Origin of the sequence: Maricaulis virginensis (assembly GCF_027922185.1) — a bacterium.
Lineage (GTDB): Bacteria > Pseudomonadota > Alphaproteobacteria > Caulobacterales > Maricaulaceae > Maricaulis > Maricaulis virginensis.
Window position 1 is genome coordinate 19,840 of sequence record NZ_BSFE01000001.1, and the last position, 25,005, is coordinate 44,844.

Below are 25,005 nucleotides of genomic sequence, written 5' to 3' on the forward strand. Positions count from 1 at the left end.
CGGATGGTAGATTAGATGCCGAAATAGCTCCAGCCGGCCCACAATTGTGGATTTGAGCAAGGTCGCGCGCTCGCCGGACATTGGCCAAGCCCCAAAGCTTGAGCCAGCTCAGCGATGGCCGTCTCTGGGACGCCGCCCAGCGAACACCAATCTCCCAGCTTCTTCTTCAACTCCCCTGCCGTCGCGTTGGCCACCCATAGTTGAGCCTCCCGGAAACTAACTGGCGGCGGATTGTTCGAGGCCGCCAAACATTCATAGAACCGCCCCATCAACACTGCCGTCACCGCATCATTGACGATCCACTGACTCGCTATCACCCCTCGTGCCCCCAGCTGAAGAAGCGCGCTCGGCAATCCGATGAGCTCCTGCCGCGATGAACCTGTGGCGTAGCTGCCCACATTGCACGAGCTCAAGACCACAAGGTCGGGCGGACTGAGGCTACGGCGCTCAAACAACTTGCGCAGGCTAAGCTGCTCGTTCGGCCCGATCACAATACCGGAGTCCAACGGCGAACCATCGTTGAAGTGGCCATGGGCGCATAGATGCCAAATATCGTGACCATTCAGAAGCTGGAGCGCCTGCTCCTGAGTAAGGCTCTGATCGATCGACGCCGCGCACCCCTCGCTCCCGACAACGCCCTTGATGACTCTCGCCTCAACTTCCGCGAACTTGAGTTCGCCTTCGTTCGTCTGTCCCCAACGAGAACTCAATACGCCGGCCGACCATGGCTTCGCCCCCGTCACGCGGCGCGGCTTGCACTCAAGCAGATCCGCCACCTTCAATGAAGGTATGATCCCAATCTGGTACCGCTCGGAGAAGGTGCCGCCAAATGCGTGCGTTCTCGCAAGACCGACAGGCAAGGCACCAAATACCCCGTCACAAACGATAATAAGCTCCTGCGTTCCGGGCGCGACGTCCTCCAGACGGTCGAAAAGTGGTCCGACGACAAAGTCAGCGACATCAGAGCAAATCTTGTCGAGCGCCTTGAGGAACATCTCGCTGACCCAGCCTTGGCTTCGATTGCCCGCGAATACGCTTTCGGCAGCGCCCCTGGCCGTGTTAGTGCCAACTCCGTCGAGACGGGGACGTAGCCGCTCCAGATCAAGATTGGAGGGCAACTCCACGACAGAGCGTTGAACTCCGCCATCGCTCTCGACAAACACCAGAAGCTTGCCACCGAACTCACTGGTAATCGGGAAAACCACCGATCGAGTGGAATTGACCAATCGCTCCACAGTCCCGAACGGCGAACTCGCCTCACCAGCTATGCTGAAAGCTTCTCCAATCGCGATCCGTGTTTCTCGCCTCGTCTGTATGATCTGGTTCAGGCGAGATCGTTTGTCGAAAACCAAAGGCGACAGGAGCTCCGCTTCCAGCGTCGCGACACGCTCTTGCAATAGGCGAATGCCTTCCCGCTCTTTTGCCGAAATGGCCAGCGCATCAATACTCAATGCCTTTGCCAACAAGCGCGCTCGCCCCGCTTCTGCCAGAGCAATAGCTTCGTCGAAGTTCCCTGACATCGCTGCCGCGTAAGGCGCCAGCTCCACCATCTTCGTGAAATATTTCAGTGCCCCCGCTAGATCGGTCGCACTGGCTTCAACGTCAGCCACCAGCATATTTGCGCACCGCGCTGCCAAACCGAATGCGTCTGTTGCTCCGGACCAATCCCTGGCCGCTACTTGGTACTCACCGAGTTCGCACGACGCCGCGAGTTTTTCGGTGGAACTTGGAAAGTCATCGAGAATGTCGGCCTGCTTCCGAGCTGCCTCGATCGCTGCTGCAAGTGCACTTTTCGTACGCTCGGAGCGTTCCCCGGCTACTGGAGCGGTTCGCTGGTGAAGCCCGCTCCACCCATAGTCGAGAGTTTCAGACAGAAAAAAGTGCATGAAATGCGCGCGTGCCACCCGGGAAAGCGTGCTTGCATACCAAGCCGGGTGTGTTCGCTCGTCGATGATCTCAAGAGCAGCCTTATAGGCTGCGACGGCCTCCACTTGTTGTTCCGCCATCCCGTTCACAAAATCTGTCAGATCTTCGTTTGGTGACAGTGGAAAAATGATAAGCGCATCGCCAACGCTGATCTGCGCCCTGGCCCAGCCAAACGGGTCACGTTCCTTGGGTATGCGGCCGGCAAGTTCGCATAGATTGTCGACGAACTCTTTCCCGGAGACGGACTTCGAATCGCTACGGGGCTTATGCGCGCCGCCTTCAAGACTGCTGATGCGCCGCAGCAGATTGTAGAGCTTCAGACTGGCGCTGGCATCTCCGGCTTCACCAACCGAACATATGTCTATTGCTTCCCTTAGTTGGCAAGCGGCCAGCTTCAAGTTGGAAAGCTCATCGCCCCGTTCCCGACTTTGATAGGCTCCAGACAGTGCCATCAAGACTGCCGCTCGATCCCGGGGGGCAGAGCGTGCCGTAATCGTCGCCTTCGCCTCTTCACCAAGGATGATGGCCATTTCGACGTTATCGGCGGAGAAGCCGTTGATGCGCTCAAGATAGTTTTGCGCTTGCGTCAGGATCGCTTTCACCCAACGGTCGGGATGCGATGCATAGTCGAGACGATCCAGAACCTCTTGCTGCAAGGCAATGGCACGATCCACGTTCTCCGAACTCCCTCCCTCCATACGCGCTGAATACGCATTCGCCAGATTCCCTTTCGCAACGGCCCAATTCTCCAAATCGCTGTCTGGCTGGTAGACCCGAAGCGCATTCTCAAAACAGGTGATCGCCTCTTCAACAGCCGCTGCGGTTTGGTTTTTGCGGAGGTCGAGCAGGCATGATCCAAGCTCGGACTGCGCCGCTGCCCACTCATTCCCGTCGCACAATTCATCAAGCTGATCGACAACTGCGCGAGCCTTGGCGACTTCTTTCTCGTACTGGCTTGGGAGACGGCCTCCAGAACGGCGCGCCTCCAGCACTTCGAGATTGCGCTGATATTCGTAGGTGCGCTTGGGGAAATCCCCAGTCGATAAAATGCGCAACGCCCTCTGTAAAAGCTCAATGGCTTCATCAAGATTTCGTGCGAGATCGTCACCGGGCTGTTCCGCAATCAAGCCCGCTCTTTGATTTAGCGCGTTCGCGAGATCGAGATGCGCCCCAGCCTTTTCAAAATAGGTGATCGAGTTAGCGTTCGCCTCAAGGGCACGACGAAATCGTGTCCGTCGATGCTTGGGGCGAAGGTCCTGTCGATATGCAGTGGCAAGATTTGCTTGGGCATTCGCCCAAAGCCCTTCACTCCGAGCAAGGATCGCAAGCGCACTCGCTTCCTCCAGCCATCGAATGGCGTTCTCAGAGTTCAAATGCTCAGACCCGATAGGCGAATGCAAACTCAACACACCCAGAGCAAGCACAACGCGGGCACGCATGAATGGCTGGCTCTTCAATCTTGGATTTTGCTCCGCACGGGTCAGGTAGTCGAACGCGCGCTCAAAGTTCTCTCGTCGACTTCCGCGTGACCGACTCCTGTATCCATCCGCAAGTGCAACCAAAATATCTATTCGAAGCGCGCCGGCGTCACCGGGCAAATCAATAGCATTTGCCTCCTCAAGAGCTCCGATCGCCCGCTCCACGGCATCGCCGCCATGTTCTGGGCTATGCGACAATATCGCTTGCGCCCAGTTGAAGAGCGAAATGGCGTAGTCCTCCCCGCCGAACGGGCGGAGATATTCAAGCGCCAACTCTGCCGCCGCGATCATTTGAGGCGCGAGGCCGACGGGATCGACCTGAACTCGCTCCAATAGGGCTGCCGCGCACATCCCGTGCATCCGTCCCAAGTAGCGCTCGCGCTCAGGCTGGTCGAAGGGCCACGGCTTGGAGTTGTCAACGATCCGCAGCGCTTCTTGCGCCAAGTCGAAGGCTAATGGGCCTTCGTTCGCTTGTAATGCTGAATTATATGCCCGCGTAAGCCGGTCACGGTACGTGTTACCGAAGCCGAACATCTCAGCCCTCAAAAAATCGTCTACCCGCAGACCTAACTTCCTTCACGTGGAGAAGGCAAACGCAATGATTGCATACTCTGGTCAAGGTACAGATTGATTGCGCCCACCTTGTGCCCTCTCCGCCGCTAAATCTCCGTCCATTGCTGAAAGTCTGCCCCAGTTCGTCGGCATGCCCCTGACGGCCCGTCAATGGGCGGCCCGCGCCAGCCTTGCCTGCGTTCGTATCGAACTTGTCTGCGGCCCGTGTGGCCCATGACGGGATGCCGCCGCCTGCGGCCGTCCGCCTTTCATCGGACCGGAATTCACCGGCCGAGCATCGAAAGGAGGACACCATGTCCAATCAAACCCAAACCCCGACCAAGAAGTCTCCGCCCGTCTATCGGCTGTGCTTCTCCGCCAAGAACGGTACTGATCGCAACGGTCAACCGACCCTGGCTTACCCCGTCGAAATCGGCGCTGTCTTCGAGCGCCGTGAACGCGACAAGGGCCTGATCGCCAAATTCTCTATCATCCCGACCGAACTCAAAGACGGCGTTCTCTTCCTCATGCCGGCGGATGCCGAGCGTCGCGCAGAAACCGACCTCTTTGACGCGGACGCCGCGGAGGCGGGGCAATGAGCCCCCGCCTTTCCCGCTCCGAGCGGATTGCGAAGCTGAATGATCAGCTTCGCGCCCGCGTCGGGCTCCCGGTCTTTCTTGGCGCAAACGAGCCGGATCTGGGAATGGTCATCATGACGCGCGGTGTGACCTCGCTCACGCCAGAGCAAATCCTGGAAGCGTGGATGCAGGTGCGCCGTTTCTCGGACTTCAGCGACGGGAACAATCCCTACGGCGAACGCGACTTCGGCGGCTTCTCCATCGAGGGTGTCGGTCGTGTCTTCTGGAAGATCGACTACTACGCCGACAGCACTTGTTCGGCGGGTAGCGAAGATCCCGCTGATCCAGCGCGATCCTACCGCGTCCTCACCATCATGCTGGCAGATGAGTATTGATCATGACCAAACGTCTGACAGGCGCCAGTAGGCGCGCGCAGTACAGCGTGCGGATTTCCGCGCCTAAGCGATTGCGGTCACTGAATCTGACGACCGGACCGCCTTAGAGAACGCTCGGGTCAAACGTATACCCCGACAAACAGCCCTTAACAGCGTCGCTGACGCGTGCGTTCGAATATTCGCTGACTAACTCCAACGCGGTGTGCCGCCGCAAGTGGGCGTCTGGACCGATATATGCCCCCTCATAGATTTGGCGCTCCAGAACCACCGCATGGGGAGCGTTTATCGCGGAAAATATGATTGCGGCCACGATCGATCCATCGAGTTTGTCCATCGCTCGATGGATAGCAAACCGACAGTCCTTAGCCCCCGTCTCGGCCTCCGCTTGTTCCAGTAGCGAGAGCCAAGTTAGTCGAAGGATATGGAACCATGTGATTCCTCCCAACTCCTGGTCAATAGTCGCGCTGAGCGGATCCCGCATGAAGGTGCTTATGGGGATGACGCGATCCCGCGCCATGGCTGGCAACTTGATAAAACCCAGCGCCTTAACGCGTTTGAAGATCGTGATGTGAAAACATCGGGTGCACAGTGTGAACTCAAACGAAGCGTCTGTCGGAAAATATCGAGCCAGATTGGAGGATACGAACAGTTCCTCCTCATGCGTACAGCCACAATGGGCACATTGCTCTCGCGCGTCTTCCATTTTTGCCCCCCAGACACTCAGCTGGTCACAACCAAAAACAATCAAAGAGCAATTGCAAGACTTAAGCGAGCAACGAACGCCCTAGCGCCACCGGGTCCGTCGACAAGGGCAAAGCGGTACACTTGCACCAACGATGAACCACGGCCGAGGGCATAAGCCCTCATCTAAATCGTCCACAAGGACGGTGTCATCGCCGGCAAGGCAACTGCCAGCGGAAACCGCTCCGCTGATCATTTGCGCCCTGCCGATTGTGGAGACAGTGTCAGGCAGGTGGATCGTCCCATTCGCCGGCCATAGGGATGATTGTAAGCGCTTTGGTGTAGCTCTCGTCTTCAACGATCTTGCCGGAATATCCCAGCCCGCGAATACGCTCCTGACGCTCCCGACTTTCAAACCGCATCAATCGCGGGTCGAAGCGGATCTCCGTAAACACATCGTTCGGATCGATAGGCATCGTCTTGAGTTTATCGCCACTATCCAGCCGCCCATTGCCTACGCACAGCAAACGCACTTCGTCTTCATGGCGGAAAATAGAGCGCTTGACGAACAACGATTCCGCGCGCCCCTCCGGCGTGCTGAAGAAGCGGGGGCCCTCTGATCGCGAAAGCCGATTGGCAAGGCTTTGCCCAAAGAATGCTTCTTCTTCGTAGATCACACGCCCCAAAAAGAAATGGTGGCCTGGAAGCGCTTCCACCCAGTTGATCATCGCCCCAATCAGCTTGCGGGCAGTCGTAGTTACCCAAACGCCTTCGCCAGCCGGATCGGTATTGCGCTTCGAAATGGGATCGAGAACGACGCGAGAATAGGCGCGGAGTAGAACGTCAGAATTTTCTTCGTATGACCAACATTGTGCCCAGCAGGGGGCAAGATACGCGGCCAATTCCTGCTGCGGTCGCCGCGGGTTGGATTGCGATGTGAGGACGAAATTCGTGCATGGGTCTTCGCGAGGATCGGCCCAAAGCGATGGCTTCACCAATGTCAGTCGTTTCAGACGTAGCGCCTCTTCCAGCAGCCAGACCGGAAATATCCGATGTAGCGGCTGGTCAAGATCGTCTAACCGAGCTTGCCAGATGCCATTTTTCATTCTGGCGTTGTAGCCAGTCAGGAGCGGCCTGCAAATTATTGGCCGCAGGCATCAGCCCATACGGTTCACGGATGAACCAGGTTGAACCGTTGGAGCATCCCAGACGAGGGCATAAGCCCCTCTAAAAAGTCGTCTGCAAGATGTGCGCGGGGTATTACCCGCGCATCTTGTCTCGGCGCTGCGCGCCTCGGCAAGGGAGACGCTGCGCTCTCCCGTTGCATCCCTCTCGCAAGTCTAGCGCCGTCAGCACTGCTCTGCGATCGCTTGGCCATGCGGCCGCCTGTTCTTGACCCGCTCTGCGGTTGACGGCACTAATGGCTGCGCATCATCTGTTTGGGGGCCCATGCGGCACACTCTGACATTCCTGCTGATTGCCATGCTGGCCTGGCTCGGACCTGTATCCGGGACGGAAGCGCATGCGCATGAGGTCGGGGCGGAGCATCATCATACGGATGTGGCGGTCGATCATGATCATGAGGACGCGCATCATCATCGGGGATCGGATCGTGAGATTGATCTGGCCAAGATGCGCAAGGCGGCGGATTTCGATGCGGATGAAACCGGGGACGTGATCCTGCATGCCCATGTCCACATGGATGGTGCGCCGATGGCCGCGTCCATGAACCTGCAAGCCACTGCAACGACGGGACCGGTGCGGTCCCTGAGTCATGTCGTACCGGAGCCTGATCCTGGATTGGACGGGCTGAGACGGCCTCCCAAATCGATCCTGTAACAACCTGAACTGGCAGTCGGCACGACCGGCTGCGCGTTGCTATTCGTTTACAGGACAACTTTCCATGCGAACCTCATCATGTTTGCTCGCGCTGGTCGCGATGCAAATCCTTGTGGCACCCGCAAATGCGGTGGCCCAAACCGCTCAGCCGTCCGTGCTGAGCCTGGACGAGGCGTTGGCGCGAGCCCTCGTCGAAGCTCCTGAACTAACCGCTGCCGATGCCCGTATCGATGCCAGTGCCCAGCGCATTGACGGTGCGGCCCGGCGGCTCAATCCGACCCTCGATTTCACCTCCGAAGGCGTGCTGGGAACCGGGGACCGTAATCTTTTTAACGAGGCGGAAGCCGCTGTCGGCGTCATGCAGCCCTGGGAGCGTGGGGGTGACCGTGAAGCCCGCTCAACCCTGGCCGAACGGGACCGCGATCTTCGGGTCGTGGAGGCCGAGATTGCCCGGCGCGATCTGATGCAACAGGTCGAGCTGGCCTATCTCGATACCCAGGCCGAGCGCATGCGCCACGCTATCGCTGAGGACCGGATCGTCTCACTGGAAGCGCTGGCGGCCATCGTCGACCGCCGTGTGCAGGCCGCCCGTGACCCGCGCATGGCGCGGGACCGGATAGAGGCCCGACTGGCCGAAGCCCGGATCGAGGCCGGATTGGCCCGGCGTCGTGTCGCGACAAGTGCCACCATCCTGGCCTCCTATTGGGGCGGCTTGCCGGACTTCACGGTGGACACGCAGAGCTTCCTGTCTCCGGGGGACCTGGGTGCCAGCCCCGCGGACCGGGACACGCCGGAAATTGCCCTCCTGCGAGCCCAGAGAGCCCGCAGTGATGCAGAGATCGGTCTGGAAACGGCCCGCGCCGTGCCGGACGCTAATGTCGGTCTGGAGCTGCGTCACTTCCAGTCCTCCAATGACGTGGCGCTGGGGGTTCGTTTCTCCATCCCGCTGCAGGTATGGAATGCCAATCAGGCCAATATCGCCTCGGCCCGGTCCGAAGCGGCGGCAATCGATGCCGACCTGGCTGCCCGCGAACGGGTCGTTCAGCGGCAGGTCCAGGCCCTGATCCTGCGCCGTCAGGCTGCAGCCGGGGAATTGGCGGCCCTGGAGGAGACGGTGATCCCGCCCCTGCAGACCGCCCTGGAACAGGCCCAGACCGGCTTTGCCCGCGGCAGTTTCTCCTTCCTGGAAATCTATGATGTGCAGCAGGCCCTGATCGATGCGCGGCTGCGCTCGGTCGATGCCCTGTTTGCCATCCACCAGTCCGACATCCAGCTGCGACGCCTGACCGGCGGCAGCCCGAACATGCCGCAGGGCATGGGAGACCAGTAATGACCATCCGAAACGTGTTCACGGCCGCCCTGTGCGGCTCCACGGCACTTGTGCTGATCGCCTGTTCCCCCAGCGCCCCGGAAGCCTCCGGCGGGGGTGGCCATGGTGAAGCTGCAGCCGAAGAATATGAGCGTGGCCCGCATCGCGGCCGCATGCTGCGCCAGGGTGATTTTGCTCTGGAACTCACCATTTTCGAGGACGGGGTCGATCCCGAATTCCGTCTCTTTCCCTATCTTAACGGGGAGCCCGTTGATCCCTCGCGCGTCAATGCCACCATCGAACTGACACGACTGGGCGGACAGATCGACCGTTTTGCCTTTGCCCCCCAGGAAGACTTCCTGCGCGGTGATGGTGTGGTGACCGAACCCCACTCCTTCGATGTGGCGGTCACAGCTTCCATGCCCGGCGTGAACGGGCGCTGGCAGTATGAGTCGTATGAGGGCCGCACCACGATCTCTGCAGAACAGGCCGAAGCAGGCGGCATTGCCGTCTCCATCACCGGTCCGGCGACGCTGGACGAGACGGTCGAGGTCTATGGCGAGATCGAGCTGATGCCGGAAGGTCGTGCCGAGCTGCGCGGCTGGTTGCCGGGTCGTATCGTGGCCCTCAATGCCAGCATCGGGGACCGCGTCGAGGCCGGTCAGACCCTGGCCCGCATCACAGCGACGGACAGCCTGCAGACCTATTCCGTCACCTCGCCGATCAGCGGTGTTGTGGTGGAACGCGGGGCGACGCTGAACGGCCCGACCGGCAGCGAACCGCTCTTCGTGGTCGCTGACCCCAGCCAGCTGCATGCCGAACTCTTCGTCTATCCCGGTGATCTGGGCAGCGTGGCGACCGGTCAGCCGGTTCATGTCAGCAGCTTTGATGGCGGGCGCAGCGCGGAAAGTGAGATTGAATTCCTCTCCCCGATGATCGACCCCGCCAGCCAGCGGGCTATCGCCCATGTGGAAATTCCGAACGAGAATGGCCAATGGCGCCCCGGCGAACGCATTCGCGCCCGTATCGAGGTCGGTGAGTTCGATGTGCCGCTCGCCGTCCGCACGGGCGCCCTGCAGCGCTTCCGCGATTTCACGGTCGTTTATGCCCAGGTCGGAGACACCTATGAGGTCCGTATGCTGGACCTCGGCCGGCAGACACCGGAGTGGACCGAAGTCTTGGGCGGTATCGATCCAGGTGTGACCTATGTCAGCGAGAACGCCTTCCTGATCACCGCCGACGTCATGAAGTCCGGCGCGAGCCACGATCACTAGGAGCGGATCATGCTGAAATCGATTATCTACCAGTCGATCCGCTATCGCTGGCTGGTTCTCTTCCTCGTGCTCGCCCTCGGGGCGCTCGGGGTGTGGAACTTCCAGCGACTGCCGATCGATGCCACGCCGGACATCACGAATGTCCAGGTGCAGATCAACTCGGAGGCCGAAGGCTTCTCACCGCTCGAAGCGGAACAGAGGATCACCTTTCCCATCGAGACCGCCATCTCCGGCATTCCGGGGCTAGACTATACCCGTTCGGTCTCCCGCTACGGCCTGTCCCAGGTCACGGTGGTTTTCCAGGATGGGACCGACATCTACTTCGCACGACAATTGGTGAATGAGCGGCTGCAGGCCGTCCGTGACCAGCTGCCCGAAGGGGTGACCCCGGAAATGGGTCCCATCGCCACGGGTCTGGGCGAGATCTTCATGTACACGCTGGAGATCGAACCGGGCGCGACGCGCGATGACGGGTCGGACTGGACAGCCGAAGACCTGCGCACCCTGCAGGACTGGGTCATCCGTCCGCAGCTCCTGCGCACGCCCGGCGTGGTCGAGGTGAATACAATTGGCGGCTATGTCCGCCAGTATCATGTCACGCCGCACCCGGACCAGCTGGCCGCCTACGGGCTGACGCTGGACGATGTGGTCGAGGCCCTGGCCCGCAATAATGCCAATGCCGGCGCGGGCTATGTCGAGCACAATGGCGAACAGCTGCTGATCCGCTCGACCGGGCAGGCCGGTTCCATCGCCGATCTGGAAGCGGCCGTCATCACCAATCGCAATGGCCAGCCCATCCTGATCCGGGATGTGGCCGACGTGATCATGGGTGAGGAACTGCGCACCGGGGCGGCCACCGAGAATGGTCGCGAGGTCGTCCTGGGGACGGTCTTCATGCTGATGGGCGAGAACAGTCGTCAGGTCGCACATGATGTGGCCATCCGTCTGGAAGAGGCCGCCGAGGCGCTGCCGGCGGGTATTCGGGCCGATGCGATCTACAACCGCACCGAACTGGTCGACCGCACCATCGAGACCGTTGAGAAGAACCTCGTCGAAGGGGCGCTTCTGGTCATCGTCGTGCTCTTCCTGCTCCTAGGGAATGTCCGGGCCGCCATCCTGACGGCGCTGGTCATTCCGCTCTCCATGCTGATGACCATCACCGGCATGGTGGAGAACCGGGTTTCCGGCAATCTGATGAGCCTGGGGGCGCTAGACTTCGGTCTGATTGTCGACGGGGCGGTGATCATTATCGAGAACTGCCTGAGGCGGCTCGGTTTGCGGCAGCATGAATATGGCCGCCTGCTGACCCGTGAGGAGCGCTTCAAGGAGACCGCCGAGGCTGCGGCCGAGGTGATCCGTCCCTCGCTCTTCGGCGTGCTGATCATCACCCTGGTCTATGTCCCGATCTTCGCCCTGACAGGCGTGGAAGGGAAAATGTTCCACCCGATGGCCTTCACCGTGGTTTTCGCCCTCACGTCGGCGATGATCCTCTCCCTGACCTTCGTCCCGGCTGCGGTTGCGATGATCGTTACGGGCAAGGTGCAGGAAAAGCCGAACATCCTGATGCGCGGTGCCGCGAAGCTCTATGCCCCGGTTCTGGGCATGGCGCTGAAATTGCGCTGGCTGGTGGTGGCGGGGGCCGTGGCCCTGGTCGTCGTGGCCGGGATGGCTGCCTCTCGCATGGGCTCGGAATTCATTCCGCAGCTTGAGGAAGGCGATATCGCCCTGCATGCCCTGCGCATTCCCGGCACCAGTCTGAGCCAGGCGCTGGAGATGCAGACCCATCTGGAGGAACAGCTACGGGACTTCCCGCAGATCGAGCGGATCGTGTCCAAGATCGGCACCGCCGATGTGGCCACCGACCCGATGCCTCCCAGCGTGGCGGACACCTTCATCCTCCTGCATCCGCGCGAGGACTGGCCCGATCCGCGCCTGCCCCGTGAAGACCTCGTCTCCCAGCTCAACGAGGCTGTCCAGCAGGTGCCGGGCAATCGCTATGAATTCACCCAGCCCATCGAGATGCGGTTCAATGAGCTTCTCTCCGGTGTGCGGGCGGATGTCGCGGTGAAGGTGTTCGGCGATGATCTGGACGAACTGCTGGCCATCGGTCAGCGGATCGAGGGGCTGATGGGACAGGTCGAAGGCGCCCGGGACATTTCCCTGGAACAGGCCACCGGTCTTCCCATGATGCAGATCGAGCCCCGCCGTGAGGCGCTGGCCCGCTACGGCCTGTCCGTCGATGACGTGCAGTCCGTGATCCGCACCTCTTTGGCCGGGACACGGGCCGGACAAATCTTCGAAGGCGACCGAAGGTTCGATGTCATCGTCCGTCTGCCGGAGGATTTGCGGGCCAATGTCGCGCTTCTGGAGTGGCTGAACGTCCCGCTTCCGGCGACGGAAGACGGGCGCGTGGAAACCATCCCGCTGCGCGAGCTGGCCGACATCTCACTGATCATCGGTCCCAACCAGATCAGCCGCGAGAATGGCAAGCGGCGCATCGTCGTCACCGCCAATGTCCGTGGCCGCGATCTGGGGTCCTTCGTGACCGAGGTGCGCGAGCTGGTGCGAAATGAGGCCGAGGTGCCTGCGGGCTATTGGGTGGAGTATGGCGGCACATTCGAGCAGCTGATCTCCGCCGCCAACCGGCTCAGCCTCGTCGTGCCGGTCGCCCTGGCCCTGATCTTCCTCCTGCTGCTGGCCCTGTTCCGCTCGGTGGCGGATGCGGCTGTGGTCTTCTCCGGCGTGCCTCTGGCGCTGACCGGCGGGGTTGCCGCGCTGCTCCTGCGGGACCTGCCCCTGTCGATCTCGGCCGGGGTGGGCTTTATCGCTCTGTCCGGGGTGGCAGTGCTCAACGGTGTTGTAATGGTGAGCTTCATCCGCAGCCTGATGGATGAAGGCAAACCGCTTGAGGAGGCGATCCGGGAAGGGGCGCTGACCCGCCTACGTCCGGTTTTGATGACCGCGTTGGTCGCCAGTCTGGGCTTCGTGCCGATGGCGCTTAATGTCGGTGCCGGTGCAGAGGTCCAGCGGCCTCTGGCAACGGTCGTCATTGGTGGCATTACCTCGTCGACCTTGCTGACCCTGCTGGTGCTTCCGGCCCTCTTGCGCATCGTCCGGGGCTTCCTGGGCGGCAAGGCAGGCACGCAAACCCAACCCGCACGCGAGGAACTCGCCTGATCCCTTGTGACCCGGTTCGGGCTTAATGCCCGGACCGGGTCAACGACCCGACTTCACTTCGGAGTATCACATGTTTTCATTCCCGCCCGTTTCGGGCTCAAACCGACCGCTCTGGGCGGTCTTCGCAGCTCTCGCTGCGTGTTTTCTGGTGGGCGGCGATGCGCTGGCCCACGGGGTCACGGAGGGCGACAAGGGCTATATCCAGGAGATCACGGGCATCAATCTGATCCCCTTTCTCTATCTGGGCGCCAAACACATGGTGACGGGGTATGACCACCTCCTCTTCCTGTTCGGCGTGGTCTTCTTCCTCTACCGGCTCAAGCATGTCGGCATCTATGTCAGCCTGTTCGCCATCGGCCATTCCACCACCATGCTGGCCGGCGTCTTCTTCAATATCGGGCTGAACGCCTATCTGATCGACGCCATTATCGGCCTGTCCGTCGTCTACAAGGCGCTGGACAACCTGGGAGCTTTCCAGCGCTGGTTCGGCGTTCAACCCTCCACCAAGGCCGCCACGCTGGTTTTCGGCCTGTTCCACGGCTTCGGCCTGTCGACCAAGCTGATCGACTATGACATCGCGCCTGACGGGCTCCTGCCCAACCTCCTGGCCTTCAATGTCGGGGTCGAGATCGGCCAGCTCCTGGCCCTGGCAGCCATCCTGATCGCGATGGGCTTCTGGCGGCGCACGGCGAGCTTTGCCCGTCATGCCTACCTCGCCAACACCGCCCTTATGTGCGCCGGCTTCATCCTGATGGGCTTTCAGCTCACCGGCTATTTCGTCGCGTAGACACAGACTTTCGGAGACTACCCATGTTCAATTCCCAACTCCCGTCCCGCGACGATCTTCCGTCCAGCGAGAGCCTTCTGAAATCCACCCTGGTTGCGCTGTTGGCCGCCATCGTCATCCTGGTGACCATCGTCCTGCCCGCCGAATACGGCATCGACCCGACCCGGATCGGTCGCGTCCTCGGCCTGACCCAGATGGGCGCGATCAAGATGCAGCTGGCCGAGGAAGCCGCTGCAGATCGTGAAGCCTCGACGGCCCAGACCGACGCACCGGCATCGCAGGAAGCCACTGTCTCGTCTGCCGCTGCCATCCCGCAGGACACGCCTGTTGAAACGACGGTACCGGAGGAAGCCGCACCGGCCGATGAAGCTCCGGCCGAGCCAGCCGCCCCGGAATGGCGCGACACGATCTCCATCACCCTGCAGCCAGGCGAGGCCACGGAGGTCAAGCTGACCATGCGGCAAGGGGAGGTCGCCATCTATGAATGGACGACCGATCAGGCCGGTCTGAACTCCGACCTGCACGGTGACAACCCGCAGGATGCCTTCATCTCCTACCGCCAGGGTCGCAATGAGCCCGGCGACAGCGGCGAGTTCACTGCCGAGTTTGACGGCGCTCATGGCTGGTTCTGGCGCAACCGTTCCGAGGTCGCCGTGACAGTCACCCTGCGCACGCGGGGGGCCTACAGCGAATTCAACCGGCTGTTCTGATGGATGATGGCCCGGTCGCTTGGCCGGGCCGTCAATCCGGTTCCTGGAGAGCGGCATGATCCGTATCGGCGAGACCTTTCAGGGCCGCGACAATCGTTTCACCCCGATCCGGGTCGTCTTGGCGAGCCTGGTCATCCTCGAACATGTGTTCGTGGTGGCGATGGGAACGGGCAGCCAGTCCCTTGTCAGTCTGCAAGGCTGGTCACCCGGCTATCTGGCCGTGAATGGCTTCTTCATTCTCTCCGGCTTTCTCATTGCCGGGAGTCTGGAGCGGCGGCGGAACCTGTTTCGCTTCGTGGTGGCGCGGGCGTTGCGGCTCTGGCCCGCTCTCATCGTGCTTGCGCTCGCGGCCGTCCTGATCATCGGCCCGGTCGCAACCGGCCTGTCTCCCGCGGCCTACTGGCAGTCTGCGCAGACCTGGCTCTTCATCCCGAACATAGTCTTCTTTGCCGACACCTCTGGTGGCCCGGCGGGGGTCTTCACCGGCAATCCGGCACCGGGTGAGTTCTCAGCCTCGCTGTGGACCCTGCGCTATGAAGTCCTGGCCTATGCGGCTGCGGCATTGCTGTTCTTCACGCGGGCGCTGTGGAGACCGCTCACGATCAGCCTGCTGTGGCTCGGCATGTCAGCCCTGGCTGCCTATTTGGCCCTCCGGCACCCGGAAGCACCGGCCGTCTTCATTGAGGGAAGTCGGCTGGCAGCAGCCTTCCTGCTGGGTGCGGCGGCATATATAATGCGAGATCGCATCCCGCTGACGCTGATCCCTCTAGTCGTGGTCTTGCCAATGGCTTGGCTACTGGGCGAACACCCTGCCGCATCGGTCGTCTGGAACCTCGTTCTGGCGACGCTGATCCTGTGGGCTGGGTTGGCGTGGCGCGATCAAGTGCCGACCGGTTCTGGCCTGCCGGATTGGTCTTACGGCCTGTACATCTGGCATTACCCACTCTTCCAACTGATCTGGCATTGGGGCTGGGCAACATCGCCGCTACAGCTCGCGATGATAGGCGTCCCGATATCGACGGCGGTGGCCGCCTTGTCATGGCACTTCGTGGAGAAGCCTGCATTGCGGTTGTCGGGGCGGTTGTTCAGATCAGGGGCCGGCTGAAGAGCCCGGCAGACCGATTTTCACCACCATTCGAACGGAGCGCACAATGCTTTGGCTGGTCATCAAATCCCTCATCTCCGGTGTCCTGGTCGGCATCGTTTCGGAAGCCGCCAAGCGCAGCGCGGCCATGGGAGCGTTGGTCGCCTCCCTGCCCATCGTCTCCGTCCTGGGCATGGTCTGGCTCTGGCAGGAGACGAAGGACACCAACCGGCTCGCCGACCACGCCGAAGCCACATTCTGGTTCGTCCTGCCCTCCCTGCCCATGTTCTTGCTGATCCCGGCCCTCCTGCGTCGCGGAGTCGGGTTCTGGCCGTCCCTGATGCTGGGCTGCGTGGTCACCGTGGGGCTGTATCTCGCGATGACCTGGCTGGGGCCGCGACTGGGGCTGCGGCTGCCGTTTTGACTTGTTGATATCAGGAAATTTCTGACCGCTTCTCTTAGGTTTGGGCGGCGACATAGAGTCACCAATCTAGGTGGTTATAGGGTGGGGCGCTGCCCCTCACGCCGGTCAAGGGTGCGGTTCCCGAGGCTCAGGCCGATGGCCCTGCGCCCGCCGCACTGACCCTTGACCGCGCTCACCCCGTTCTTGGCTGGCTGTCATGGGTTGCAGGTGCAACCCTCATTCCAAGGTGTGGGAATACGTTGTTTCAGGGCTCAAAGGTTGGGCCTTGGGCGTGATGGCGCGTTGGCTTTGCGCTGTGGCGATTGAAGGTTTCGCGCAGGGGTTCGGCGCCGCGCTTTTCGAGATCGCAGACTTCGCGGTGGATGGCATTCTCCAGCTCGCGGTGCTTTTCCCGCATGGCGCGGATTTTCATCTGCAGGCGCTGGCGCTCTGAAAGCTGACTTTCCATTACCTGTTTGCGTTCGGCATGGTCGCGGCGTTTGGCGGCCTCGGCTTCCTGCGCGTTGCGCTCCAAGGTCTGTGTGTGGCGGCCGATCAGCCTGTCCCATAGGCCTAAGATGCCGCGCCTCAGTCGGGCGGCGCGTTCTTGCGCTTCGAGCTTGCCGCGTTCCATCTGGCGGGTCTTGAGATCGTGGCGGGCAGCGCGATGGCGTTCCACCAGCTTGCGGCGCGCAGCATTCAGAGGGCGCGCTTCCCGATGTGCCTGCGTCTTTGCCTCTTCGAAATAGCCATGCACCACAGGCGTCAGGTCACGTGCGATCTGCCGCTTCGTGTCTTCCACGCTCGGCAATTTCTGCGGATCGCCCAGCCGTTCGGCCACGGCTTTGGCGCGTTGGCCAGTTGCCCGCGCGATCGCCAGAACCTCGCCCTCGGGCGTTACAGCGACAAAGCCGCGCCGGTCTCCGCGCGCGAGGTAGAGGCCACGCTCTCGAAGCGCCGCCGCAAAACTGCCTTGCGTATCTGAGACCGCCCAGCAGTCTTGAATGGCTTCCTTGAGATCACGGGCGTTGCGGCCCATCCGCTTGGCTTGCTGCCATTCTGCCAGCGAGAAGTTCCGAGGATCGGCTTGGCGGCTATTCATGAAACCACGCGGCATCTTCCAGCCATGCTCCAGATAGAGCTCGCGCCCCAGATCCCGTAGCTTGTTCTTGAAATACGGCAACGGCTTTGCCGTCATGGTCTGGGCATCAATCCGTGACCAAACCGCGTGACAATGCCGGCGGCCTTCCTTCTCATGAAAGACGATCACGCGCGGCTGACCGGTCAGGCCGTTGGCTTCCTCGATTCGGGACAGCGCCCCTTCAAAAGCCTCGACATCCACACGTTCTGTTTCAGGCGGGTTCAGCGATACCGAGAAGAGATACTGTTTGCAGCGTGTGCCCTTGGCCACCGCCTGGGCTTCTTTGAGCGCTTCCACGACATCACCCGACACAAAACCGCTGATCTCGTGCACCTCGACATGCTCGTTCTCGTCCGCGCGCAGAAGGTGGAGGCCGAGTTGTTTTGCCCCGCCGCGCTGGGATGCCACCAAAATCATCGGTCAGCGCTCCTTGATGCCAAGAGCCTTCATGAGCAGCGACTTGATCACGGTAATGTCGGCACACGCCGCACGAATGGAGGCCTGGGTTTCAGGGTCGAGAGGCAGCGCGCCTTGTTCTGTAGCCTTCGCCATCGAGCGGATAGCTGGACCGACCCCGCTTTGCCCCAGAAGTGCCAGTGCCTGGGCGATCTCGCCGCGCGATGGATGCGCTGTAGCTTTGCGGCGTTCACCGAACAGCCGCGTCTTGATGAAACCACCCAGTGGCTGACCGTCCGCCATACGCTCCAGGCGCGCGCGTTCGTCTGCGCTCAGGCGCAGCGAAAGCGGTGAGGGGCGTTTGGCGGTCATGGGCGGGTACGGGTTCCTTGAATTGAATACGAAAAAGCCCGCCCTCACAGTGTGAGGGCGGGCCAAAATGAGCGGGAGCTTTGTGCCCGCTACGTGCCGGATTCTGAGCGATCCAGAAGCGATCGAACAGAGGTCTCATCTTTAAACAGAGTGCTGCTCTTTGAGGAGATGTTGAGGAACGCATCGAGGGAGTTCCATGCTCGTCTCCTGACCTCGAAGCCTTCGTAGATCGCCGCTGCGATGAACACCCCGTTCTTCACCCAATCTCCCAAATGGGAGTAGAGGCCAAACTCCCGAGAAACATTCTCTGCTACGTGTTTGAGCTGGTAGGAGGTAATGCGCCGGTTGAGAGATTTCCGCTTTTCAGCACGCTGCAGGAAAACCAGCGCGAGCTCGAACTGCTTGCAGTGAGTGGGATCAAACAGCAGGTCCTGATCCGCGGCTAAATCAGCTCGGTAGTTTTGTTTCGGAGGATAGTTCTCACGCAGCCCAAATCCCCAAGTCGATAAATTCCAGATCCCGGCGACAATGGGTTCGAGTACGGTCCCAATCACCGCGTCTCGAAGGGTTCGTTCTTCCACGATTTGGTGACGCTGGACCAAGAAGTTTCGGAAAGCCTCGTCATCAAACCCAGTCGAAATACGGCCGCCCGCCAATGCGTCCGTAAGCCCTTTAAATGTGTTGAATCCTAGGCCTCTCGCGGCCGCTTGGACGCGGTGCGACGATTGCGTGGCAGGCAACGCCTGCTTGAGGCGGCGCTTCAAAATGCCGACATGTTCGGAAGTAAGATAGACCTTCATAGTCCAATCCTTTCTCAGTCGCGCTATCGGTCACCATTTAAGCTCAGCGCTTGAGCGAAGGAGATTGGCTATTCAGATCATTCGAAGCCTCGAAGCGTTTTAGCTTGGTGACAGGCTGGGTGCTTCAAACCTGCAGCCACCATCACTGGCTTTGGCGGTTGTCGTCAATCCGGTATCCAGCATGCCCTGTGGAAATCTGCACAGGTCAAAAGTAGAGGTTAGAAGCCAGGCTCAGGCGGCTTGGGTTTTGCCAGCGAGGAGTGCTGCAACAGCTCTTCCCATTCGAGCAAAGTCTCGACCAATTGGTTCAAGGTTTCGGCGCTCAGGCCCACCATCCTTCGCCCTGCGGGCTTCGGATGGCAAGCCATCCGCAGCGCGCACCCGGGGCGAAGCGGTGCCCTCCGAAGCCTTGGCGCAGGAGGGCGTACGCACAACAGGCTCCACGCCACTCGCTAGCAGAACCCTGTTTTCAGGATGATGCCGCGATATCGATCGCGTCGACGAGCCGGCCGTAGAAGCGGCGGCCGACGGGGATTTCCTCGCCGCTGTCGAGCGTGACGAGACGCAGCCCGGTATCGCGGGAGACGGCCTGGATGCGGTCGAGATTGACGATGTGCGAGCGGTGGATGCGCTGCAGGGCCGTGCCTTCGAACGCGGTTTCAAGCCGTGCCATGGTTTCTCGCACCATGTGACGGTCGCGGCCGGTATGGATGAAGGCATAGTCGCGACAGGCCTCGACATGGCGGATATCGGCGATCGGAATGCGGATCGTGCGCCCGCCGACATTGGCCCAGTAGACCGGCTGTTCCGGCGTTTCCGGCGGATGCGGCGCGGCGGAATGCAGCCGCAGGGCAGCGCTCTCCACCGCCTGCATCAGCGGGCGCAGGGACAGGCGGGACCGGGCCCGCTCAATGGCGCCGCGCAGGCGATCGGGGTCGACCGGTTTGAGCACATAATCGATCGCCTCGACGTCGAAGGCGTCGATGGCGAACCTGTCATAGGCAGTAATGAAGATAACCAGCGGGTTTCCCGCCTGTTTCAGTTCGCGTGCGAGGGTCATGCCGTCCATCTGCGGCATTTCGATGTCCAGAAGTACCAGGTCGGGCTGACGCGCTTCGCAAAGATGCATCGCCGAGGCGGCCGATCGCGCACTGCCCACGATTGCAGTCGCCGGAATGTTTTCGATCATGCGGCGCAGGCTGGAGATGGCGAGCGGTTCGTCGTCAATGATGGCGATCTTCATTCTGCGGCCTCCCTCAGAACCGGAAACGGAAGTGTCAGGCGGCATTCGAACGTGCCGGCGTCCGGCCGACCCGCTTCCAGCGACGCTTCTCCGGCGAACAGCAGATGCAGGCGTTGTTCGAGATTGCGCAGACCGACGCCGGAATGGCGTTTCGGATCGGCCAGGCGCGGCGCGTCCGGCAATCCGTCATTCCAGATGCAGATCATGACACCCCGAGGCGTGCTGTTGATCCTGATGCGGGCGTTGACCGGAGCGAGGGCGTGCGCCACGCCGTGCTTGACGATGTTCTCGACGAGCGGCTGAAGCGAGAAGCGCGGCAGGGTCACCTCGCCCAGCCCCGGCTCCACAAACCAGTCCACATTCAGACGATCGGAAAAGCGCAGTTTCTCAATGGCCAGATAGGCCTTGGCCGCATCGATCTCGTCGTTCAGCGTCGCCAGGGGCGAGCCTTCACCGTTCAGGCTGCGCCGCAGGAGATGGCCAAGATGGATAACGGCATGGCGCGCGTCCGGCGCCCGCTCCAGCACGATCAGCGAAGCGACCGTGTTGAGCGCGTTGAACAGGAAATGCGGATTGATCTGGCTTTCCAGAAAGGACAGGCGCGTCTCGAACTGGGCCCGTTCGAGCATCAACACTCGCTGACGCTCCTCGGCCACATGATGTTGTGACAAAAGGAAGAGCGTCACGCCCAGCCAGACGCCGTACATCCACAATACGTTTGCCGTCAGCCGGACGCCGAAGATCAACAGGCCGCGGCTGAGCGGCAGAAGACTCGATTGCTCGATCCAGGCTGCCACTACGGTATCGAAAAGCCCGTAGGCAAGCATGCCGGCGAATGCCGCCAGCCAGGCTCCGATGCTTTCAATCCCGTGCCGGAGAAAGAAGGTCAGGACGATCTGGCTGACAACGAGACCGAACACCGTCCCGAAACCGAGAGTCACAAGCCCGTTGGTATTGAGCGGGTTACCGGTGATCTGTGGCAGCATGAGCATGGCCAAGATCTGAACCAATGCCATCAATGTCGACAGCACCAGGCCGAATACCCGAATCTTCAGCGCACTTTTCGACAATCGGTCGAACATCCGCGTCCCTCCGAAACCACAGCCCCTTCTCAAGACTAGCCCAGCACCGTGCACCAATGGACGCCGTTCGTCGCCCTATTCGCGCGTTCGTCGCAAACACATGGCCGTGATCGAACGGCGGCGCGGTGTCGTCGCAAACCCTCTGATGCGCGGGGCGGCAACCCCGTTACGCCTGCGGTTTCCCGTATCCGGCGCGTTCCGCCCGGACCAAATCGACGGGATATGCAGAGGGGATAATCATGCAGAAGTTCAAACGAGCCTGTCTGGGCTCAACCGCCTATGCGCTCGCCATCGTCATGGGGGCGGGGGCCGTCGTTCCGATGACGGCGAGCGTGGCCAGCGCACAGGACTATACCAGCGGCGGGATCATCGGCACGGTGACCGACGAGTCTGGCAATCCGGTTTCTGGCGCACAAGTCACGCTGACTTCGCAGGCGCAGGGCTTCAGCCGCGAGCTGAGCACCGGCGAATCCGGCACTTTCCGCGCCACCCTGCTTCCGCAGGGCGTCTACCACGTCACGATTTCCGCGCCGGGCTATGCCGACATGGCGGACACCGTCCGTATCCAGGTCGGCGGACTGGCCAGCTACACCTTCACGGCCGTGCCGACGAGCGAGACGGAAACCATCGTGGTGACCGGCACGGCGGTGCGCCAGATGCAGTTCCAGCAGACGACGTCGGGGCTCAATGTCGATGTCGAGGATCTCGTCGCGATGCTCCCGGTGGGGCGCAATATCGAATCGGTGATCGAATTGGCGCCGACCGTGGTGTCCTCCGACCGCGATTTCCGCAACCCGGGCGGCGGCGGGGCCGGTGCGGCCGCTGTCGGCGGTAGTTCTGCGGCCGAGAACGCCTTCTATATCAACGGTCTGAACATCACCAATTTCGACACCTATCTGGGTGGCGCGACCGTGCCGTTCGACTTCTACCAGACCGTCGAAGTGAAGAGCGGCGGATACCCGGCCGAGTTCGGCCGCGCCACGGGCGGCGTCGTCAATGCGGTAACCAAGTCTGGCACGAACGAGTTCGAGTTCGGCATCCACGGCAACTGGTCGCCCGACGCGCTGCAATCCGACAGTCCCGACACCTATCGTTTCCGCAACCAGCTTGCCGAATCGGAGTCGATGGACCTGATCCTGGAAGCCGGCGGGCCGATCATCCAGGATCGCCTGTTCTTCTACGGCCTCTACCAGGCGCGCGACACCCGGTCCGAATCGGCATCGATCCTCAACGGTTCCTATAGCGTGCTGGAGTCGGACGATCCCTTCTTCGGTATCAAGCTGGATGGATATCTGACCGACGATCACCATTTCGAGGTGACGTATTTCGACACAATGCGGGAAAGCTTCCTCACCTCCTACAGCTTCGATGGCGTGGACGAGATCGGCACCGTGCCCGTCGGTTCGACGGTCTACGAGAATGGCGGTCCCAGCTATGTCGCCAAATACACTGGCAACATCTCGGACGCCTTCACCATCTCGGCGGCCTATGGCGTGAGCGAGGATCGTCAGTCCACTCTGGCCTCCGATCCCGACACCTCCTTCGTCGTCGACCAGCGGTCCGGCACGGCGATGCGCGTCGGTCCGCAGACCACCAGAAACAACGACTTCAACGAGACCCGCCGCGAATTCTACCGGATCGACGGCGACGTCTTCTTCGATTTCATGGGCGAACACCATGTCCGCCTCGGCTATGAAGTCGAACAGCTCTCGCTGACCCACCTGCTGGCACGGACCGGCGGTGCCGACTGGGCCGCCTTCACGGTCTCCGCCAGCACCGAAGACCGGTACGGCCTGCCTGCGGGCTCCGAGATCATCCGGGGCACGACGGGCCGGTTCGGCGGATCGGTCGAGGGTGAAAATTCGGCCTTCTACATCCAGGACTCCTGGGATGTGTCCGACCGTCTCAACCTGCAGCTCGGCCTGCGCAACGACCACTTCCAGATGCAGAACCTGATCGGCGAAGTGCCGGTCGATCTGGACAATAACTGGGGCGCGCGTCTGGGCTTCAACTACGATGTGTTCGGCGATAGTGGCACGCGGCTCTACGGGTCCTACGGCCGGTATTTCATCCCGCCGGCGCTCAATATGAGCTTCCGCGGCGCCGACCTTTACGTGGCCGAATATTTCGAACTCGTCTCGCTCGACACGACGACCGGTGCCTTCGTGCTCGGCGATGTGCGGGACTCCTCGAACTCGAACATCGAGAGCATCGGCGCCAGCGCCTGCCCGGCCGGCGCGATATCGCCTGTCGGCACCGTAGCCTGCCTCGTCTTCGGCAACGGCACACAGGAACCGGCGATCTCCAAGACCTCGCAGGATCTGCGCGCCACCTATGAGGACGAGTTCGTCCTCGGCATCGAGCACGCGCTCAACGACGACTGGACGCTGGGCGCCCGGGCTGTCTGGCGGGTGCTCGGCGACGTGTCCGAGGACGTTGCGATCGACGATGCCCTCGTCGCCTATTGCGAGGAGAACGGCATTGCCGGATGCGCCGATATCTGGTTCGGCGACTACCAGTACGTGATCATGAATCCGGGCGAGGCGATCGACGTCTATACCCGCGACCCTCTGCCGGGCGAGACCAGCATCCGCCAGATCCACCTGACCGAGGAGCAGCTGAACCTGCCGGTCGCCGAGCGCGACTATGCGGCTCTGGAGCTCACCTTCGAGCGGGCCTTCGACGGCGTCTGGGGTCTGCGCGGCTCCTATGTCTGGTCAAGCTCCTTCGGCAATTACGAAGGCACCGTGCTGTCGGATAACGGTCAGACCGATGCCGGCACCACCATCCTCTACGATCACCCCGGCCTGACGGACAATGCGCACGGCTTCCTGCCGAACCATCGCCGTCACCAGTTCAAGCTCTGGGGCAGCTACCAGATCACCGACGACCTTCTGCTCGGCGGCAATCTGGCAGTCACTTCGCCGCGTCTCTACGGCTGCCGCGGCGTGCACCCGACCGATGCGGCCGCAGCCGCCTACGGGGCCTCGTCCTGGTTCTGCCAGGGCCAGCCCTCGCGCCGGGGCTCGGAGTTCGAGAGCGACTGGGAAACCCGGCTGGATCTGTCTGCACGCTATGCTGTGCCGATGGGTGACAATCGCGGCGACCTGATCCTGCGCGCCGACGTCTTCAACGTGCTCGGCCTGGAAGCGGGTGTCGACTACGACGAGAACGGCGATACCAGCGCCGGCACGCCAAACCCGAACTATGGCGCCGTGAGACGCTACCAGGCACCGCGGTCTGTCCGGATCGGTTTCGACTGGACCTTCTAGGGGTCTTGGGGGACCTGACGGGAAAGGCGGGCTTTTCGGAGCCCGCCTTTTTCATGTGCGGCGATCGCACGGCCGCCGTTCCGGGAGCATAAACCGTCTAGACTGCCGAGACCGCTTTCGCATCGCTACGGCAATCATCCTTGCCCGACAGCCATTCACGCGCCGCGCCCTTGCTGGAGAAGAGCTCAACGGTGCCGCCCTGACTGCGGATATTGCCGGCGGTCCGCTCCATCAGTTCATGCTGGTTCGCCAGGCAGACCAGGGCCGTCCGGTAGCCGGCCAGCGCGCGGGCTGTCGTGCGTGCCCGCATTTCCAGCTCGGTCGGATCGAGTATGTACGCCGCCAGGCGGACATCGCAGAGGACTTTGGTGACGGGCACGCGGGATGTGAGCGCCTGGAAGGCGGCAATCACCGGCGGACGGGTTTCATGGAATTGTTCGCCCGACGCATAGATCTCCATCGTGTCGCCGATCGGGCGGAGTTCGAAACCGTCCTCGGTATACATC

Annotated in this window: 20 protein-coding genes; 11 read left to right on the forward strand and 9 right to left on the reverse strand. The window is 61.5% G+C overall.

All coding sequences use genetic code 11. From position 1 onward, the window contains the following. Positions 1–11: 11 nt before the first annotated feature. Complete coding sequence (locus PKE71_RS00125) at positions 12–3,938, reverse strand: CHAT domain-containing tetratricopeptide repeat protein (protein ID WP_271184917.1); 3,927 nt, start codon at positions 3,936–3,938, stop codon at positions 12–14. Between the two features lie 332 nt (positions 3,939–4,270). Between PKE71_RS00125 and PKE71_RS00130 the strand changes: the two genes are divergently transcribed. Both PKE71_RS00130 and PKE71_RS00135 read left to right on the forward strand, forming a co-directional pair. Then, on the forward strand, positions 4,271–4,555 hold the full coding sequence (locus PKE71_RS00130; protein WP_271184918.1) for a hypothetical protein: 285 nt from the start codon (positions 4,271–4,273) through the stop codon (positions 4,553–4,555). After that, positions 4,552–4,929, forward strand: coding sequence for a DUF3768 domain-containing protein (locus PKE71_RS00135; protein ID WP_271184919.1), 378 nt, complete (start codon positions 4,552–4,554; stop codon positions 4,927–4,929). The genes PKE71_RS00130 and PKE71_RS00135 overlap by 4 nt, the downstream gene beginning before the upstream one ends. 103 nt (positions 4,930–5,032) lie before the next feature. Here the strand turns inward: PKE71_RS00135 and PKE71_RS00140 are convergent, their stop codons facing one another. Together PKE71_RS00140 and PKE71_RS00145 are read right to left on the reverse strand one after the other, a co-directional pair. Beyond that, positions 5,033–5,632 carry a hypothetical protein gene (locus PKE71_RS00140; RefSeq protein WP_271184920.1) on the reverse strand — a complete coding sequence of 200 codons (600 nt, stop codon included), beginning with the start codon at positions 5,630–5,632 and terminating at the stop codon, positions 5,033–5,035. A 262-nt stretch (positions 5,633–5,894) separates the two neighbouring features. Beyond that, positions 5,895–6,716, reverse strand: coding sequence for a hypothetical protein (locus tag PKE71_RS00145; protein WP_271184921.1), 822 nt, complete (start codon positions 6,714–6,716; stop codon positions 5,895–5,897). 343 nt (positions 6,717–7,059) lie between these two features. On the opposite strand from PKE71_RS00145, the gene PKE71_RS00150 reads away from it, so the two are divergent. The 8 genes from PKE71_RS00150 to PKE71_RS00185 all read left to right on the forward strand — a co-directional run bounded on the left by PKE71_RS00150 (position 7,060) and on the right by PKE71_RS00185 (position 16,214). Continuing rightward, positions 7,060–7,449, forward strand: a complete 390-nt coding sequence (locus PKE71_RS00150) for a hypothetical protein (RefSeq protein ID WP_271184922.1) — start codon at positions 7,060–7,062, stop codon at positions 7,447–7,449. A 64-nt stretch (positions 7,450–7,513) separates the two neighbouring features. Beyond that, positions 7,514–8,779, forward strand: coding sequence for a TolC family protein (locus tag PKE71_RS00155; RefSeq protein ID WP_271184923.1), 1,266 nt, complete (start codon positions 7,514–7,516; stop codon positions 8,777–8,779). Continuing rightward, a complete protein-coding gene (locus tag PKE71_RS00160; RefSeq protein ID WP_271184924.1) occupies positions 8,779–10,032 on the forward strand; it encodes an efflux RND transporter periplasmic adaptor subunit in 1,254 nt (417 codons plus the stop codon). The genes PKE71_RS00155 and PKE71_RS00160 overlap by 1 nt, the downstream gene beginning before the upstream one ends. 9 nt (positions 10,033–10,041) lie before the next feature. After that, on the forward strand, positions 10,042–13,209 hold the full coding sequence (locus PKE71_RS00165; RefSeq protein WP_271184925.1) for an efflux RND transporter permease subunit: 3,168 nt from the start codon (positions 10,042–10,044) through the stop codon (positions 13,207–13,209). Between the two features lie 70 nt (positions 13,210–13,279). Further along, positions 13,280–13,996 carry a HupE/UreJ family protein gene (locus PKE71_RS00170; RefSeq protein ID WP_271184926.1) on the forward strand — a complete coding sequence of 239 codons (717 nt, stop codon included), beginning with the start codon at positions 13,280–13,282 and terminating at the stop codon, positions 13,994–13,996. A gap of 23 nt (positions 13,997–14,019) precedes the next feature. After that, entirely contained in the window at positions 14,020–14,706 is a 687-nt protein-coding gene (locus PKE71_RS00175) for a transmembrane anchor protein (protein ID WP_271184927.1), read from the forward strand. 55 nt (positions 14,707–14,761) lie between these two features. Then, complete coding sequence (locus PKE71_RS00180; RefSeq protein ID WP_271184928.1) at positions 14,762–15,811, forward strand: acyltransferase family protein; 1,050 nt, start codon at positions 14,762–14,764, stop codon at positions 15,809–15,811. Between the two features lie 46 nt (positions 15,812–15,857). Then, positions 15,858–16,214 (forward strand): DUF3147 family protein, encoded by a 357-nt coding sequence (locus tag PKE71_RS00185; RefSeq protein WP_271184929.1) that lies wholly within the window; start codon positions 15,858–15,860, stop codon positions 16,212–16,214. Between the two features lie 244 nt (positions 16,215–16,458). Here PKE71_RS00185 and PKE71_RS00190 read toward each other — a convergent pair whose 3' ends face one another. The 5 genes from PKE71_RS00190 to PKE71_RS00210 all read right to left on the reverse strand — a co-directional run bounded on the left by PKE71_RS00190 (position 16,459) and on the right by PKE71_RS00210 (position 21,227). Further along, positions 16,459–17,751 (reverse strand): relaxase/mobilization nuclease domain-containing protein, encoded by a 1,293-nt coding sequence (locus PKE71_RS00190; protein ID WP_271184930.1) that lies wholly within the window; start codon positions 17,749–17,751, stop codon positions 16,459–16,461. 3 nt (positions 17,752–17,754) lie between these two features. Further along, positions 17,755–18,102: a hypothetical protein gene (locus tag PKE71_RS00195; RefSeq protein WP_271184931.1), complete on the reverse strand. Its 348-nt coding sequence runs from the start codon at positions 18,100–18,102 to the stop codon at positions 17,755–17,757. Positions 18,103–18,191: 89 nt separating this feature from the next. After that, a complete protein-coding gene (locus tag PKE71_RS00200; protein ID WP_271184932.1) occupies positions 18,192–18,902 on the reverse strand; it encodes a hypothetical protein in 711 nt (236 codons plus the stop codon). Positions 18,903–19,371: 469 nt separating this feature from the next. After that, positions 19,372–20,145 carry a LytR/AlgR family response regulator transcription factor gene (locus tag PKE71_RS00205; protein ID WP_271184933.1) on the reverse strand — a complete coding sequence of 258 codons (774 nt, stop codon included), beginning with the start codon at positions 20,143–20,145 and terminating at the stop codon, positions 19,372–19,374. After that, a complete protein-coding gene (locus PKE71_RS00210; protein ID WP_271184934.1) occupies positions 20,142–21,227 on the reverse strand; it encodes a sensor histidine kinase in 1,086 nt (361 codons plus the stop codon). The genes PKE71_RS00205 and PKE71_RS00210 overlap by 4 nt, the downstream gene beginning before the upstream one ends. A gap of 239 nt (positions 21,228–21,466) precedes the next feature. Between PKE71_RS00210 and PKE71_RS00215 the strand changes: the two genes are divergently transcribed. After that, positions 21,467–24,499, forward strand: a complete 3,033-nt coding sequence (locus tag PKE71_RS00215; RefSeq protein WP_271184935.1) for a TonB-dependent receptor — start codon at positions 21,467–21,469, stop codon at positions 24,497–24,499. A 97-nt stretch (positions 24,500–24,596) separates the two neighbouring features. Here the strand turns inward: PKE71_RS00215 and PKE71_RS00220 are convergent, their stop codons facing one another. Next, positions 24,597–25,004: a hypothetical protein gene (locus tag PKE71_RS00220; RefSeq protein WP_271184936.1), complete on the reverse strand. Its 408-nt coding sequence runs from the start codon at positions 25,002–25,004 to the stop codon at positions 24,597–24,599. Position 25,005 lies beyond the last annotated feature (1 nt).